14 protein-coding genes are annotated in these 15,519 nt (G+C 67.9%); 6 read left to right on the forward strand and 8 right to left on the reverse strand.

Going from position 1 to position 15,519, the window contains the following annotated elements:
- The first annotated feature begins 114 nt into the window (after positions 1-114).
- From BMY35_RS12340 to BMY35_RS12360, 5 genes are all read left to right on the forward strand, one after another.
- A complete protein-coding gene (locus BMY35_RS12340; protein WP_093198835.1) occupies positions 115-1,005 on the forward strand; it encodes a transporter substrate-binding domain-containing protein in 891 nt (296 codons plus the stop codon).
- 37 nt (positions 1,006-1,042) lie between these two features.
- Complete coding sequence (locus BMY35_RS12345) at positions 1,043-1,786, forward strand: aspartate/glutamate racemase family protein (protein WP_256228307.1); 744 nt, start codon at positions 1,043-1,045, stop codon at positions 1,784-1,786.
- Between the two features lie 103 nt (positions 1,787-1,889).
- On the forward strand, positions 1,890-2,786 hold the full coding sequence (locus BMY35_RS12350) for a dienelactone hydrolase family protein (RefSeq protein ID WP_093198838.1): 897 nt from the start codon (positions 1,890-1,892) through the stop codon (positions 2,784-2,786).
- Between the two features lie 117 nt (positions 2,787-2,903).
- Positions 2,904-3,803: a ZIP family metal transporter gene (locus BMY35_RS12355; RefSeq protein WP_093198841.1), complete on the forward strand. Its 900-nt coding sequence runs from the start codon at positions 2,904-2,906 to the stop codon at positions 3,801-3,803.
- 151 nt (positions 3,804-3,954) lie between these two features.
- Complete coding sequence (locus BMY35_RS12360) at positions 3,955-4,167, forward strand: hypothetical protein (RefSeq protein ID WP_093198843.1); 213 nt, start codon at positions 3,955-3,957, stop codon at positions 4,165-4,167.
- A gap of 108 nt (positions 4,168-4,275) precedes the next feature.
- Here BMY35_RS12360 and BMY35_RS12365 read toward each other — a convergent pair whose 3' ends face one another.
- From BMY35_RS12365 to BMY35_RS12400, 8 genes are read right to left on the reverse strand one after another with little or no spacing between them, the layout of a single operon-like run.
- Positions 4,276-5,739: an N-acyl-D-amino-acid deacylase family protein gene (locus tag BMY35_RS12365; protein ID WP_093198846.1), complete on the reverse strand. Its 1,464-nt coding sequence runs from the start codon at positions 5,737-5,739 to the stop codon at positions 4,276-4,278.
- Positions 5,740-5,755: 16 nt separating this feature from the next.
- Positions 5,756-6,748 (reverse strand): ABC transporter ATP-binding protein, encoded by a 993-nt coding sequence (locus BMY35_RS12370; RefSeq protein WP_093198848.1) that lies wholly within the window; start codon positions 6,746-6,748, stop codon positions 5,756-5,758.
- Positions 6,745-7,776 carry an ABC transporter ATP-binding protein gene (locus tag BMY35_RS12375; protein ID WP_093198851.1) on the reverse strand — a complete coding sequence of 344 codons (1,032 nt, stop codon included), beginning with the start codon at positions 7,774-7,776 and terminating at the stop codon, positions 6,745-6,747. The genes BMY35_RS12370 and BMY35_RS12375 overlap by 4 nt, the downstream gene beginning before the upstream one ends.
- A 13-nt stretch (positions 7,777-7,789) precedes the next feature.
- Positions 7,790-8,707 (reverse strand): ABC transporter permease, encoded by a 918-nt coding sequence (locus BMY35_RS12380; RefSeq protein ID WP_371287162.1) that lies wholly within the window; start codon positions 8,705-8,707, stop codon positions 7,790-7,792.
- 15 nt (positions 8,708-8,722) lie between these two features.
- Complete coding sequence (locus tag BMY35_RS12385) at positions 8,723-9,658, reverse strand: ABC transporter permease (protein WP_093198855.1); 936 nt, start codon at positions 9,656-9,658, stop codon at positions 8,723-8,725.
- A 60-nt stretch (positions 9,659-9,718) separates the two neighbouring features.
- Positions 9,719-11,308 carry an ABC transporter substrate-binding protein gene (locus tag BMY35_RS12390; protein ID WP_093198857.1) on the reverse strand — a complete coding sequence of 530 codons (1,590 nt, stop codon included), beginning with the start codon at positions 11,306-11,308 and terminating at the stop codon, positions 9,719-9,721.
- Positions 11,309-11,358: 50 nt separating this feature from the next.
- Entirely contained in the window at positions 11,359-12,810 is a 1,452-nt protein-coding gene (locus BMY35_RS12395) for a M81 family metallopeptidase (RefSeq protein ID WP_093198860.1), read from the reverse strand.
- Between the two features lie 56 nt (positions 12,811-12,866).
- Positions 12,867-14,024 carry an NAD(P)/FAD-dependent oxidoreductase gene (locus BMY35_RS12400; protein ID WP_093198862.1) on the reverse strand — a complete coding sequence of 386 codons (1,158 nt, stop codon included), beginning with the start codon at positions 14,022-14,024 and terminating at the stop codon, positions 12,867-12,869.
- A 149-nt stretch (positions 14,025-14,173) separates the two neighbouring features.
- Between BMY35_RS12400 and BMY35_RS12405 the strand changes: the two genes are divergently transcribed.
- The gene (locus BMY35_RS12405) at positions 14,174-14,977 is read left to right on the forward strand and encodes a helix-turn-helix domain-containing protein (protein WP_371287163.1); all 804 of its coding nucleotides are present in this window, start codon (positions 14,174-14,176) and stop codon (positions 14,975-14,977) included.
- Positions 14,978-15,519: the final 542 nt, after the last annotated feature.

The raw sequence follows: 15,519 nt of genomic DNA on the forward strand, positions 1-15,519 counted from the left end.
AAGAACCCCCGCCCATAACCTTTGGGCATGGGCCAGGTTTCAATTGGAATTGTCGTTTTGCTTCGCTACTTCCTAAACTGGCCGCCTGTTCAGTTCAACCGAATGAAGGCTCGAATGAAACTCTCCGTCCTGATGTCTTCCCTGGCCGCCACGGTGCTCTTCACCGCCACGGGCGCGCAGGCCGCCGACACGCTGGCCAAGATCGCCGAGTCCGGCAAGATCACGCTCTCCTATCGCGAGTCGTCGGTGCCCTTCAGCTACCTCGACGGCCCCAACAAGCCGATCGGGATGGCGGTCGATCTTTCCAACGCCGTGGTCGAGGCGGTGAAGAAGAAGCTGAACAAGCCCAACCTGCAGGTGGCGCTCATGCCCGTGACCTCGCAGAACCGCATTCCGCTCATCACCAACGGCACCGTCGACCTGGAGTGCGGCTCCACCACCAACAACACCGCGCGCGGCAAGGACGTGGCCTTCGCCATCAACCACTTCTACACGGGCACGCGCCTGCTGGTGAAGAAGTCTTCCAAGATCAAGAACTACGCCGACCTCGCGAAGAAGACCGTGGCCAGCACCACCGGCACGACCAACGCGCTGGTCATGCGAAAGTACAACACCGAGAAGAGCCTCGGCATGGACATCGTGCTCGGCAAGGACCACGCCGACTCCTTCCTGCTGGTCGAGAGCGACCGCGCCGCGGCCTTCGCCATGGACGACATCCTGCTGTACGGCCTGATCGCCAATGCCAAGACACCGGGCGACTTCGAGGTGGTGGGCGATTCGCTGCAGGTCGAGCCCTACGCCTGCATGCTGCCCAAGGACGACCCGGCCTTCAAGAAGCTGGTGGACGACACCTTCGCCGGCATGATGAAGAGCGGCGAGTTCGAGAAGCTCTACAACAAGTGGTTCATGCAGCCGATTCCTCCGAAGAACGTGCCGCTGAACCTGCCGATGAGCCCGCAGCTGAAAGAGAACCTCAAGGCTCTCAGCGACAAACCTGCGACCTGACAACGGCGCGGCGAGAGAGAAAGAAAAGGAAGTTGCAGTGACGCAGGTTGTCGGCATTCTTGGAGGCATGGGCCCCGCGGCGGGCGCCGACTTCGTGCGGCTCTTCGTGCAGGCCTGCACGCAGCAGATGCGTGCGCGGGGCGAGCCGGTGCGCGACCAGTCCTTTCCCGAGCACTGGCTCGCGCAGGTGCCGGTGCCCGACCGCACCGAGGCACTGGCTTCGGCCGGGCAGGGCGCGCACCAGCCGCTGGAGCCGATGCTGCAGGCGCTGGGCCGGCTGGCCGCCCTCGGCAGCCGCACGGTGGCCATCGCCTGCAACACTGCGCACGCATGGCACGCCAACCTGCAGGAGCGCTTTCCCCAGGTCGAGCTGCTGCACATGGCGCGCGAGACGGCACGCCACCTCGCCGCCCAGGGCGCGACGGGCGTGGCGCTGATGGCCACCGAAGGCACCTACCGCATCCGCCTCTACGAGCAGGCGCTGGCCGATGAGGGCCTGGAATGCCACGTGCCGCTGCCCGAGGAGCGCCAGATCATCACGCGCGGCATCTTCGAGGGCGTGAAGGCCGGCAACATGCAGCTCGCCGAGCAATGCTTCTCCGACGTGGCGCTGCGGCTGGCCGGGCGCCACGGCCCGGTCTCCATCGTCATGGGCTGCACCGAGGTGCCCCTGGGCCTGCAGGGCTCGGCCGCGGTGGCGGGGCTCGATCTGGTCGATCCCGCGCAGGTGCTGGCCGCGGCGCTGGCCCGGCGCGCCTACGGGGTGCCGCAACCCCACTGAGACCAGGGGGCATGGAGGCCCCGACCGATTTCGCCTACATTGCGGCGTGCGTTTTTTCATGGCGCAACGTCCCTTGTCCGACGATCCAACCGGAGCCCATTCCATGCCTCTCGACGACAGCCGTTCCGACTTCGACTCGCTTCGCCCCGGCGAAAGCACAGAGCAGGGCGCCACGCGCCGCACCGCCCTCAAGGCCGCGATCGGCGTGGGCTACGCGGCCGCCGTCATGCCGGTAATGGCGCAGACCGCCGTCAGCACCCCGGCCGACGGCCTGAAGGCCGGCCCGGTCAAGTACACCGTCAACGGCTTCGATGTGCCCGCCTACGCCGCAGCGCCCGAGGGCAAGACCGGCCTGCCGGTGATCCTGGTGATCCAGGAGATCTTCGGCGTGCACGAATACATCGCCGACACCTGCCGCCGCTTCGCCAAGCTCGGCTACCTGGCCATCGCGCCCGAGCTCTACGCCCGCCAGGGCGATCCGCGCGGCTACACCGACATCCCGAAGCTGCAGGCCGACATCGTCACCAAGGTGCCCGACGCTCAGGTCCTGGCCGACCTTGACGGCGCGCTGGCCTATGCCAAGGCCAACGGCGGCGACACCAGCAAGGCCGGCATCACCGGCTTCTGCTGGGGCGGGCGCATCGTCTGGCTCTATGCCGCCACCGGCAAGGTCAAGGCGGGCGTGGCGTGGTACGGCCGGCTGGTCGGCCAGGCCAGCGAACTCCAGCCGAAGCACCCCGTCGACATCGCTGCCAGCCTGCAGGCGCCGGTGCTCGGTCTCTACGGCGGAAAAGACCAGGGCATCCCCCTTGACACGGTTGATAAGATGAAAGCAGCTCTGGCAACCGGAACCCCGGCGGCCAAGGCGTCGAGCTTCGTCGTGTATCCCGAAGCGGGCCACGCGTTCCATGCCGACTACCGCCCCAGCTACGTCAAGAGCGCGGCGGAAGACGGCTGGCAACGCGCCACGGCCTGGTTCAAAGCCAACGGCGTCGCCTGAACGGCGCCCGTCAGCCAATCCCCGCCGAAGGCCGTCCACGTGACGGCCTTTCTCTTTTTATGAACGGTATGCGGCCCTGAAATAGTCTCGGGGGCCGTCTTTCTTGCGCAAGCAGCTATGAATTTGATAGTCATCATCGTGGCGACCCTGGTTGCCGGTATCGGGAGCGTCTGGCTCGCGGCCCTCTTGCTGAAGGTGGGCGTGCGAAGCGGCTCCGGCGGCGTGAACCCGCAGCACCTGCTGAGCCTGGCGGCTGGCGCGCTGCTCGCCACGGCCTTCATGCACCTGCTGCCCGAGGCCTTCGAAAGCCGCATCGAGCCCGCGCTGCTCTTCGGCGTGCTGCTGTTCGGGCTGGTGTTCTTCTTCCTGCTCGACAAGGCCGAGCTGTGGCACCACGGGCATGAGCATCACCATGGCGACGGGAAGGACGGGCACGAGGGCCACGACCACCACGGACACGAACACGGTCACGATCACCCCCATTCGCACGACCACGGCCCCCGCACCGGCGGCTGGGCCGTGCTCACCGGCGACAGCGTGCACTGCTTCGGCGACGGCATCCTGATCGCCTCGGCCTTCACCGCCGACTTGCGCCTGGGCCTGGTGGCCGCCCTCGCGGTGCTGGCGCACGAGATCCCGCACCACATCGGCGACCTGGTCGTGCTGCGCCAGAGCTCGGCCAACCAGCGCGCCGCGCTGGTGAAGGTGTCGCTCGCCGGCACCATGACCGCGTTGGGCGGCATCGCGGGCTGGTGGCTGGTCGACCAGCTGCACGGCCTGCTGCCGTACTTCCTGGTGCTGGCCGGCAGCAGCTTCGTCTACGTGGCGCTGGCCGACCTGATTCCGCAGCTGCAGAAGCGCCTGCCCGCGCGCCAGACGGCCGCGCAGATCCTCTGGCTGGCCGCGGGCATCGTGCTGGTTACGCTGGTGAGCCGCCTCGCGCACGGCGAGCACGGGCACGACCACGGCCACGACGACCCGGGCCATGGGGAACACGGCCACGTGCACAAGGATTGAGGGCGGGCCGGGAGGGCTGAAGGGGATCGAAGGCCGGTCGGCGGCCTTCGCCGGAAACGTTCCGACACCGACGCCGCGCGCCGGATGACCCGCAACGCCCGAAACAGGCGCACCATAGGGGACCTGTCAGAAACAAGCTGAGGAGCTGATCATGAGCACCGTCGACGCCACTGCGCGTTCCGCCTCTTCCGCCGACGAAGACGAGGACAACCTGCCCGCCGATGACTTCGAAGAGCCCGATGACGAGATCTCCGACGACCTGTCCGAGGAAACGGGCATCGACCTCACCGACGCGAGCGAGCTCGACGCCGACAACGTGCCGGCCGACGAGGAGTTCGACCGCGTGATGAACGCCCCGGATTGACAGGCTGACCCCCAGGCTCCGCGCACTTCGTGTCGCTTTGCCAACCCCCTTGCAGGGGGCGATACCAGCGGCCCGGCAAAGCCGGTTCCGCGGTATCCCTGGAAGGGATCAGTTCACTCGCGCTTCGCGCCGCGTGATCACCTGCCCGTTGCGCGCTCCGCAGTGCGCTCCGTTGCGCCAGGTCAGGGCGCCATTCACTATCACCGCATCGATGCCCTCGGCCGGCTGCATCGGCGATTCGTAGTTGGCCGTGTCGCGCACCGTCGCGGCATCGAAGATCACCACGTCGGCGTGGTGGCCCGGCTTCAGCGTGCCGCGCTCGTGCAGGCCGAAGTTGCGCGCGGTGAGCCCCGTCATCTTCCATACCGCCGTTTCCAGCGGGAACAGGCCGATGTCGCGGCTGTAGTGCCCCAGCACGCGCGGGAAGGTGCCCCACAGGCGCGGATGCGGCTTGTCGCCCAGCGGGATGCCGTCGGAGCCGATCATGGTTTCGTCGAAGGCGAGGATGCGCTGCACGTCGTCCTCGTCCATCATGAAGTAGATCGCGCTGCCGGGCTGCAGCCGTTTCGCGGCCTCTTCACCCGACACGCCCCATTCGGCGGCGATGTCCTTCAGGTCGCGGCCCGCGCATTCGGGGTGCGGCACGCTCGAGGCGATGAGCACGCGGCCTTCCATCATCCCGCGGTCGGTGCGGATCATGGTGGAGCCGGCCGTGTAGGGATAGCAGTCGAGGCCGATGCACTGGTGCTTCATCGCCTCCTGGATGAAGGGCAGCGTGACCTTCGTCTTGCCAAAGTTGCGCGTGTTCTGCACCTTGTGGTGCGACACCACCACCGGAATGCCGAGCGCGCGGCCGATGTGGAAGGTTTCCTCCAGCGACTCCATCACACGGTCGCTCTCGTCGCGCATGTGCGTCACGTACAGCGCCTTGCGCGAAGTGAGCGGGCGCCCGACCTCGATGATCTCCTCGGTCGTCGCCTTCACTGCCGGCGGGTAGAAGGTGCCGGTCGACAGGCCGATGGCGCCGGCCTGCATCGCCTCTTCGACCATCGCTTGCATGGCCTTGATCTCGGCTTCGCTCGCCGGGCGGTCGAGGTCGCCCATCGCCACGGCGCGCAGGGTCGAATGCCCGACCATCGCCGCCACGTTCACCGACGATGGCGTGGCGCGCAATGCATCGAGGTACGCGGCGAAGCTGGTGAAGCGGCCCTCTGCGGGCGAATCGAGCAGGCTCAGCGGCATGGGCAGGTCCATGTCGGCGCGCAGCGGAGCGGCGCTGATGCCGCAGTTGCCCGCCACCACCGTGGTCACGCCCTGCGACACCTTGAACGGCATCTGTGCCTGCGACAGCACGGCCTGGTCGTCGTGCGTGTGCGAGTCGATGAAGCCGGGCGCGACGATGCGGCCGGTGGCGTCGATCGTCTGCTCGGCCGTATGGTCCGCGAGCTTGCCGATGGCGACGATGCGGTCGCCCACGATGCCGATGTCGGCATCGAAGCGCGGCGCCTTGGTGCCGTCGATCACGGTGCCGCCGCGGATCAGCAGTTCGTAATGGGGGAGCTTTTCGGACACGGGATGAATCCTTTCTTCAGCGGAAATGGCAGGCGACCAGATGGCTTCCGTTCGCGGACGACGACGGCCGCTCGCCCAGCTTCGGCGCCTTCTCCTTGCACACGGCCTGCGCCATCGGGCAGCGGGTGTGAAAGCGGCAGCCCGAAGGCGGATTGGCCGGGCTCGGCGGATCGCCCTGCAGCAGCATGCGCCGCGCGGGCGTGCGCGGATTGGGCACCGGCACCGCCGACAGAAGAATCTCGGTGTACGGATGCAGCGGCGCGGAGAACAGCGTGTCGCGGTCGGCGATCTCCACGATGTGGCCGAGGTACATCACCGCCACGCGATGGCTGATGTGGCGCACCACCGCGAGGTCGTGCGCGACGAAGAGGTACGCGATGCCGAACTCGGCCTGCAGGTCCATCAGCAGGTTGACCACCTGCGCCTGCACCGACACGTCGAGAGCGGACACCGGCTCGTCGCACACGATCAGCTTCGGGTTCAGCGCCAGCGCCCGCGCGATGCCCAGCCGTTGCCGCTGGCCGCCCGAGAACTCGTGCGGAAACTTCTTCACCGCCTCGGGCCGCAGCCCCACGCGCGAGAACAGCCACTGCACGCGCTCGCGCCGCTCGGCCGATGCGCCCATGCCGAAGTTGCGCAGCGGTTCGGCCACGATGTCGCCGGCCGTCAGCCGCGGGTTCAGCGAGGCATACGGGTCCTGAAAAATGATCTGCAGGTCGCGCCGGCGCATGCGCATGTCTTCGGCGGAAAGCGACAGCAGCTCCTGGCCTTCGAGTTCCACCGAGCCCGAGGTCGGCTCCACCAGCCGCATCACCGACTTGGCCGTGGTCGTCTTGCCGCAGCCTGACTCACCGACCAGCGACAGCGTCTCTCCGCGCGCGACATTGAACGAAACGCCGTCCACCGCCTGGATCGATGGCTTGGCCGGCCGCAGCCAGCGCTTGGGTGACGTGTAGTGCTTGCGCAGGTTGCGCACCTGCAGCAATGGCGTTGCAGCGGTTGTCGTCATGCGGCGATCTCCTCGGCACCCGCCCAGTTTTCTTCGACTGCGAAGCAGGCCACCACATGGTCGCCGCCTTGCTGCGCCAGCTTCGGTGTCTCGGCACGGCAGCGTTCGCGTGCCTGGCTGCAGCGAGCCGCGAAGGCGCAGCCGCGTCCCAGTTCGTGCGCGGCGGGCACCAGCCCCGGAATCTCGGTGAGCCGCGTGCTCGCGGTGTTCATCGCGGGCATCGAGGCCATCAGCGCGCGCGTGTAGGGGTGCAGCGGTCGGTCGAACAGGTCGACCACGTCGGCTTCTTCCACCTTCTTGCCGGCGTACATGACCACGACGCGGTCGCAGCTCTCGGCCACCACGCCGAGGTCGTGCGTGATCATCACCACGCCCATGCCCAGCTCTTTCTGCAGCCGCTTGATGAGGTCGAGGATCTGCGCCTGGATCGTCACGTCCAGGGCAGTCGTCGGCTCGTCGGCGATCAGCACCTCGGGGTTGCAGGCCAGGGCCAGGGCGATCATCACGCGCTGGCGCATGCCGCCCGAGAGCTGGTGCGGGTACTCGTTCACGCGGCGCTCGGGCTCGGGGATCTGCACCACGCGCAGCATCTCCACCGCGCGCTTCATCGCGTCGGCGCGGCTGGCCTTCTGGTGCAGCTGCACCGTCTCGGCGATCTGCCGGCCCACGGTGAGCACCGGGTTCAGCGACGTCATCGGCTCCTGGAAGATCATCGAGATGCGGTTGCCGCGAATCTGCCGCATCTCGCGCTCGCTCAGTTGCATCAGGTCGGTGCCGCGCAGCCGCACCGCGCCCATGTGGCGTCCGGGCGGCGTGGGCACCAGCCGCAGGATCGACAGGGCGGTCACGCTCTTGCCGCAGCCCGACTCGCCGACCACGCCGAGCGTTCGGCCCGCGCGCACCGTGTAGGAAACCCCGTCGACCGAGCGCACCACGCCAGCCAGCGTGTGGAAGTGCGTGCGCAGGTTGTCGACCTCGAGCAGCGGCTCGCCGGGTGCGAGCGCGGTGTGGGACATGGTGATCGTCATGGCATGCCCTCCTTCACAGTTGCCGCGCCAGGCGCGGGTCGAGCGCGTCGCGCAGGCCGTCGCCCAGCAGGTTGATGGCCAGCACCGTCGCCGCGAGCAGCAGACCGGGGTACAGGATGATGTGGAAGGCCACGGCCACGAAGTTGCGGCCCTCGGCCATCATGTTGCCCCAGCTCGGCGTCTGCGAAGGCACGCCCACGCCGAGGAAGGAGAGTGCCGCTTCCGTCAGCACGGCGGCGGCCGCGACGAAGGTGGCCTGCACGATCAGCGGCGCCACGGTGTTCGGCAGCACGTGGCGCACGAGGATCACCGGAAGGCGCGTGCCCACCGCATGCGCGGCCTCCACGAAGAGCTGCTCGCGCAGCGTGAGCGCCAGCGAGCGCACCAGCCGCACCACGCGCGGTATCTCGGGCACCGTGATGGCGACGATCACCGTCGTCAGGCTGGCGCGGGTCACGGCCATGAGCGCGATGGCAAGCAGGATGCCGGGGATGGCCATGAGACCGTCCATCACCCGCATGATCGGTCCGTCCGCCCAGCGCACGAAGCCGGCCACCAGCCCGAGCGCGACGCCGAAGAAGGTGGCCAGCACAGCGACCGAGGCTCCGACGATCATCGACACCCGCCCGCCCCACACCGCGCGGCTGAACACGTCGCGGCCCAGCGCGTCGGTGCCGAACCAGTGCTCGGACGAGGGCAGCTGCATGCGCGCGAGCGGATCGATGTCCTGCGGGTCGTGCGTGGCGATCCACGGCGCGGCGATGGAAAGCGCCGCCACCGCGATCAGCAGCAGCGCGCCGACGATCAGCGTCGGGTGCTTGCGCAGCCAGCGCAAGCGCGGAGGAACGAAAGGGGCCTCGACCGGCTGCGCGACTTCGGCTGCAGGCGTCGCGGGCATGTCGATGTCGCTCATGGGAAGTACGGTGGACATGGAGCGGTTCAAGCTTCAATACTGGATGCGCGGATCGAACAGGCGGTAGCTCAGGTCGATCAGCAGGTTGATCAGCACGTACACGCCCGCCGACAGCAGCAGCACGCTCTGGATCACGGGGTAGTCGTGCCGCTGCACCGAATCGATCACCAGCCGGCCCACGCCCGGAATGGCGAACACCGTCTCGGTGACCACCACGCCGCCGATCAGCAGCGCGATGCCAGCGCCCACGGTGGTGGCGATGGGAATGGCCGCGTTGCGCAGCGCATGCCCCAGAACGGGCAGCACGCCGAGGCCCTTGGCGCGCGCGGTGCGGATGTAGTCCTCGTGCAGCACTTCGAGCACCGTGGCGCGCGTCATGCGCGTCACCAGCGCGATGTAGACCAGCGCGAGGTTCACGCAGGGCAGCACCAGCGAGCGCAACCATTCGCCCGCGCCCTCGGCGAAGCGCACGTAGCCCTGCACCGGGAACCACGGCAGCTGGATCGCGAAGCTGTAGACCAGCAGGTAGCCCACCAGGAACACCGGCACCGAGAAGGCCAGAACGGCGAAGAGCATCACCAGCCGGTCGATCCAGCTGCCCGCGCGGTACGCCGCGAGCGTGCCCAGCGGCACCGACACCACCAGCGTGATGAGCATGGTCAGCGCGGCGATCGACACCGTGGGCTCCAGCCGCTGCCCCAGCAGCTGCGTCACCGGCATCTGGGTGAAGATCGACGTGCCGAGGTCGCCGGTGAAGAGCTTGCCGATCCACAGCCCGAACTGCTGCCACAGCGGCAGGTTCAGGCCGAGCGCGGCGCGCAGCTTCTCGATGTCCTCGGTGGTGGCGAGGTCGCCCGCGATGAGCGCCGCAGGGTCGCCCGGCGAGAGGTGGATCAGCAGGAACACCACCACGGCCACCACCGCCATGACCGGAAGCGTCGAGAGAAAGCGTCGAACGATGTAGCCCATGGCGATGCCCTTGAACTGTTGGCTGGCTTGCTGGCGGAATGCTGGCTGGCGGGCTGGCCCTTACCTGTCGAGCGCCCAGACCGTCGGCATGCCGGACCAGAGCTTGTCCAGCCCCTTCAGGTTGGCGCGCGCGGCGAAGGCGGCCGAGTACTGGCCGGCGTTGATGTACGGCACGGCCTCGTAGGCGCGGGCCTGGAAGGCGTCGAGCAACTCCTTGCGCTTGGCCGGCACGGTTTCCTTCAGCCATGAAGTGCGCAGGTCGTCCAGCGGCTTGTCGCAGGGCCAGCCGGGCAGGGTGTTGCCGCAGGCCGCGCTCAGGTAGGCGTTGCTGACGGGCGAGTTGGCATCGAACTCGCCGGCCACGGTGACGTACATGTTCCAGCCGCCGGCGTCGGGCGCATCGCGCTTGGCGCGGCGCGCGCCGATGGATGCCCAGTCCATGGTCTGGGCATCGACGTTCAGGCCGATGCTCTTCATGGTCTGCGCGGCCATCAGCGCCTCGGCGTTCAGGTAGGGCACGTCGCTGGGCACCAGCAGCACCACCTTCTCGCCCTTGTAGCCGGCGTCGGCGAGCATCTTCTTCGCCTTGGCGAGGTCGGCCTTGCGGTAGGACTCGGCGCCGGCGGCCGTGTCGTTGGGGCTGCCGCAGATGAAGTAGGTGGCGCAGTAGGCCATGCGCATGTCGAGCGGGAAGCCCATCGCCGCCATGAAGCGCTCCTGGCTCACGGCCTGCAGCAGCGCCTGGCGCACCTTCGGGTTGTTGAAGGGCGCATGCAGCTGGTTCATCACCAGGAAGCCCTGGTAGGCGCCGCCCGAGCCGATCTTCACGCCCGTGTCGGTGCGCAGCGGCGCGATGTAGTCGGGCGGCAGCTGCTCGATGATGTCGACTTCGCCGCGCTTCAGCGCAGCCACCGCGCTGTTGGCGTCGGGCAGGTAGAGCCACTCGACGCGATCGAAGCTGCTCTTCTTGCTGCCGGCCAGGCCGCTAGGCGGCTCGCTGCGCGCCACGTAGTTCGGGTTGCGCACGAACACGGCCTTGTTGCCCGGCACCCACTCGTCGCGCTTGAAGATGAAGGGGCCCGAGCCGAGCACTTCCGTCAGCGGCGCGGTGGCCGGCATCTTCGCCACGCGTTCGGGCAGGATCACCGGCGGAAAGCCCGAGGGCTTGGCCAGCGCGTCGAGCACCATGCCGAAGGGCTCGGAGAGCGTGAGCGTGAAGTTGCGCGCGTCGGTGGCCTTCCACTCGGCGCCGGCGGCCGTCATCGCGCGGCCCAGGCTGTCGCGCGCTGCCCAGCGCTGCAGCGATGCAACGGCGTCGGCCGAGGTGACGGCGCTGCCGTCGGAGAACTTGAGGCCCGGGCGCAGCGTGAAGCTCCACTGCTTGCCGTCCTTCGAAGTGGTGTACTTCTCGACCATCTGCGGCTGGGGCTTGCCGTTCGCATCCTGCGCGAACAGCGTGTCGTAGACCATGTAGCCGAAGTTGCGCGAGATGTAGGCGGTGGTGAAGGTCGGGTCGAGGATCTTCAGGTCGGCGTGCGCCACCACCTTCAGCGTCTTGGCCTGGGGCGTCTGGGCATGCGCGGGAAGGCTCGCCGCGAAGGCGGTGGAAATGGCCAGGGCGGCGAGAGCGCCAAGCGTCCGTCGTTTCATCGTCGGTTCTCCGGTGAGGGAAGGCAGCAGGAAAAAGAAAGAGGAGAGGCTCAGGCCGCGACGCCGATCGGCCACTTTGGGAGGCGGGCCTTGCGATAGGGCAGCGTGTTCAGGTCGAGCGTGACCGCACCCGGCGCGCCCGCGTAGATGACGTGCTTCGCCACCTTGGAGTACGACGCGTAGAAATGCTGCGACGACTTCACGACGATGATCTTCTTCGCGGCGAGGTCGCAGCCCAGCTGCGTGAAGAGGTCGGTGCCCATCGCCTGGTTGCGCAGAGTGATCAGCACGACTTCGATGCCGTTGGCCTCGACCAGCGCGCAGTCGCCCATCAGCGTGGGCGTGCCGGCAAGGCCGGTCATCACCAGGTCGTGCTTCAGCGCCTTCACGGTGCATTCGAGATCCAGCGGGTCGCCCGACAGCGGGCTGATCTTTCCGCCGATGCGCATCTGCAGCCTGGCGCCCACGCCCGCATCGAAGGCGATGCGCACCGCGATCGGGTCCCACAGCGGGCCCAGCGCCGCATTGGTGATGCCGCGCTCGACCATGCGGCGCAGGATGAAGGTGGAGTCGCTGGCTGCGCCTCCGCCGGGATTGTCGGCGCCGTCGGAGATCACCACGGGGCCGCCGTCGAAGGCCAGGGCCTCGTCGAGCGAGGCGTCGATGCCGGGGTAGTTCACGGTGAGACCGTCGCGCATGGCGATGACCTCGTCGGCGAGCTGGCGTGCCAGCAGGTCGGCCTGTGCCTTGTCGCCGTCGGTGTAGACCAGCACCTTGGTACCCATCTCGGGCACGTCGCCCCACGAGAAGCCGTGCGTGAGCGAGATCGAGAGCACCCCGTTCTTCCCCTCGAGCGACTGCATGCGCTCGACGAAGCCGCGCGCCGGCTCGCGCGAGGTATGGACGGTGACGATCATGTCGCAGTCGACCACCGCGGGCACCGGCCGCACCTTGCCTTCGACCGTCGCCGTGCAGATGTCGACCAGCTCCAGCCCGCGTTCGAGCACGTCGGTGTGCGGGTACTCCTTGAAGGAGATCATCACGTCGGCGTTGGAGATCATCTCCGGCGTGAGGTGGTTGTGCGGATCGAGCTCCGCGCCGATCACCACGTCGGGCCCGACGATCTGCCGCACGCGCGCCAGCAGGTCGCCTTCGCAGTCGTCGTAGCCGTCGGCCACCATCGCGCCGTGCAGGCCGAGCAGCACCATGTCGACCGGCAGCACCGCGCGCAGGTCGTTCAGCAGTTCGTCGCGCAGCGTCTCGTAGGCGTGGCGCGTGGTGGTGCCGCTGGGCTGCGCGCCGGCCACCATGCCTTCGAACAGCGTCCAGCCCTTGTCGGCGCCGCGCATGCGTGCGGCCCACAGCGGGCCCGAGAACAGCGTCATCGCGTCGGGGTGCTTGCCCGCGGGGAAGTAGCCGCGGTCCTTGAAGGAAGCCAGGCCGGTCGGCATCGGACCGAAGGTGTTGGTTTCGGTGGCAAGGGAAGCACTGAAGACGCGCATGGTCGAACCTCGTGGGGTGGGTGTGTCGTTTCTTGTGGTCGCGTGCGTGGCCGGGCTCAGCCCGCGGCCGTGCGCAGCCGCTGCGGGCCCAGCATTTCCGCCGTGAGCCCGAAGGAGGCGATGCGTTCGGGCAGCGGCAGTCCGCGCGCCAGCGCGGCGCAGGCCTCGCCCATGGCGGCCGAGGTCTGGATGCCGTAGCCGCCTTGCGCCGCCACCCAGAAGAAGCCGGGCACGCCGGGCTCGAAGCCGCCGACCAGGTCGCCGTCGGCCACGAAGGAGCGCAGGCCGGCCCAGGTGCGCGTCGGGCGGCGGATGGCGAGCGTGGTCGCCTCCTCGATGCGATGCATGGCGATGGCGATGTCCATCTCCTCGGGCTGGATGTCCTGCGGCTCGACCGGATCGGCGTTGGCCGGCGAGCCGAGCAGCATGCCGGCGTCGGGCTTGATGTACCAGCCCTCGTCGGCGCCGAACACCATCGGCCAGTGCGCGACGCTCTGGCCTTCGGGCGGCGCGAAGATGAATGCGGAGCGCCGGCGCGGCTCGATGCCCAGCGGTGGCACGCCGGCCATGCGCGCGATGGTGTCGACCCATGCGCCCGCAGCGTTGAGCACCACGGGCGCCTCGTACACGGCGCCGCCGGCCTCGACGCGCCAGCGTTCGCCGACGCGCTCGATGGCCGTCACGCCTGCATCGCACACCAGCTTGCCGCCCGCGCGCCGCATGCCGCGCAGGTAGCCCTGGTGGATGGCGTGCACGTCCATGTCGGCTGCGTCGGGTTCGTACACCGCGCCCTGCACCTGCTCGGGGCGCAGCGCCGGCACCATCTCGCGCGCCTGCTCGCCGCTCAGGCGAGAGGCGCCGGTGTCCATGGCGCGAAGCACTTCCCAGTGGGCTTCGAGCTCGGCCATGTGCTCGGCGCCCGCGACCATCATCGCGCCGCGCGGCGTGAGCAGCGGGTGTTCGGAGAAGCCCTCGGGCGGGTGCTCGAGGAAGGCGCGGCTCGCCATGGTGAGGGCGCGCACCTGCGCGGTGCCGTAGCTTTCCATGAAGAGCGCGGCGGAGCGACCGGTGGAGTGGTAGCCCGGTTGCGATTCGCGTTCGAGAAGGATCACGCGTGCGTGCGGCGCGAGCCAGTGGGCCACCGAGGCCCCGGCGATGCCGCCGCCGATCACGAGGAAGTCAGCCACGATGGGCTCTGCAGTGCTGGAAGTCATCGCCGAAAAGTGTAGGAAGAAATTTGCGGATACGCAAATTGATTCGAGGGTACCAAGGGGAAACCATGGTGCACCGCATCGGTGAATTTTGCGTCAACGCAATTTGCGTATACGCAACTTCCGGGCCCGCGTCATGCGGGTTGGCATGGATGGCGCACGCGCCGGCTGGCAGAATCCACCGGCATCACAAGAGAAAGCCAAGCGTGAATCCACACACAGGGACCAAGACGGGGATGAAGCCCAGGGACGAGCCGCCCACGCTGGACCGCGTCACCTTCGGCAACCGCCTGCGCACAGCGCGCAAGCGCTTCGGCTGGACGCTGGCGCAACTGGCCGAGCGCTCGGGCGTGTCGATCACCACCATCTCGCGCGCCGAGCGCGGCCAGCTCGCGCTGGGCTACGAGAACTTCACCGCGCTGGGTCGCGCGCTGGAGATGGACATGAACGCCATGTTCGCGGGCGCCGGCGTCAAGCCCGCGCAGCTCGACGGCCCGGTGGTCACGCGCTCGGGCAAGGGCGTGGTCTACAAGGGGCTTTCCATCGCCTATGAGTTCCTCGGCACCACGGCGGCGGGCAAGCAGATGAGCCCCATCGTCGGCACGGTGCACGCGCGGCAGATCCACGGGCCGGAAGACTTCGTGCGGCACGGGGGCGAGGAGTTCGCCTATGTGCTCTCGGGCGAGATCGAGGTGCACTTCGAGAACGGCGAGGTGGTGCACATGGCGCGCGGCGACTCGCTGTATTTCGACAGCCGCCTGGGGCACGCATACATCAGCGTGAGCCGGCAGCTCGCGCGCATCGTCGGCATGACCATTGGCGAGAGCGGGCACATGAAGTCGGCGCGCGAGGGCGAGGCGCGCAGCCTGCCGGTGCCGGCCGCGAGCAAGCCTGCGAAGGCCCCGAAGCATTCGGTCAAGGCTTCCAGGAAGCCGGGGAAGGCGAAGGGCGGCTAGGCCCGATCGGGTGGCAATCGGGCTTCGTTCGCACAGCCGAAGCCAGGCGCGCAAGCCTCCTCGCAGGGAGGCCATATCGACCCATTCATCCGGCTCCACGCTGCGGTGGTTCGACGTAAAACCTTAGTCCGCGAACTTCCAAAAAAGAGGCGCTGAAAAAGCCTCATTAGATTCTTTCGAATTGAGATCGGAGGCGAGTTGGTCGCGCCCCGGATTTGCCTCTTTCCACCGGAAATAAGCTATTAGTTATATCCGGCTCGGCCCGAATATGAATACCTTGCGGCGACCTGAACACCGCAGCAATGACATGGTGTTTCATTTTCGATTTGACTCGGTTGCCGTCTTCGGTTTGCTCCTCGTGAATCGAGAGGTGTTGCAGCGCCGATCGCGTCGACGCAATGCGCTGAAGTAGAACGGATTTTCGTAATTCGGCGGATCTGCCAATTCCGAAGTTCTAGTCCCCCGGCGTCAGGAAATTTAAATGATGCGTCATTTGTGCAGCCTGCCAATTACTGTGCTGCAGCGCGGAATAATCGTGTATC

The organism is Variovorax sp. YR750 (assembly GCF_900109805.1).
Lineage (GTDB): Bacteria > Pseudomonadota > Gammaproteobacteria > Burkholderiales > Burkholderiaceae_C > Variovorax > Variovorax gossypii.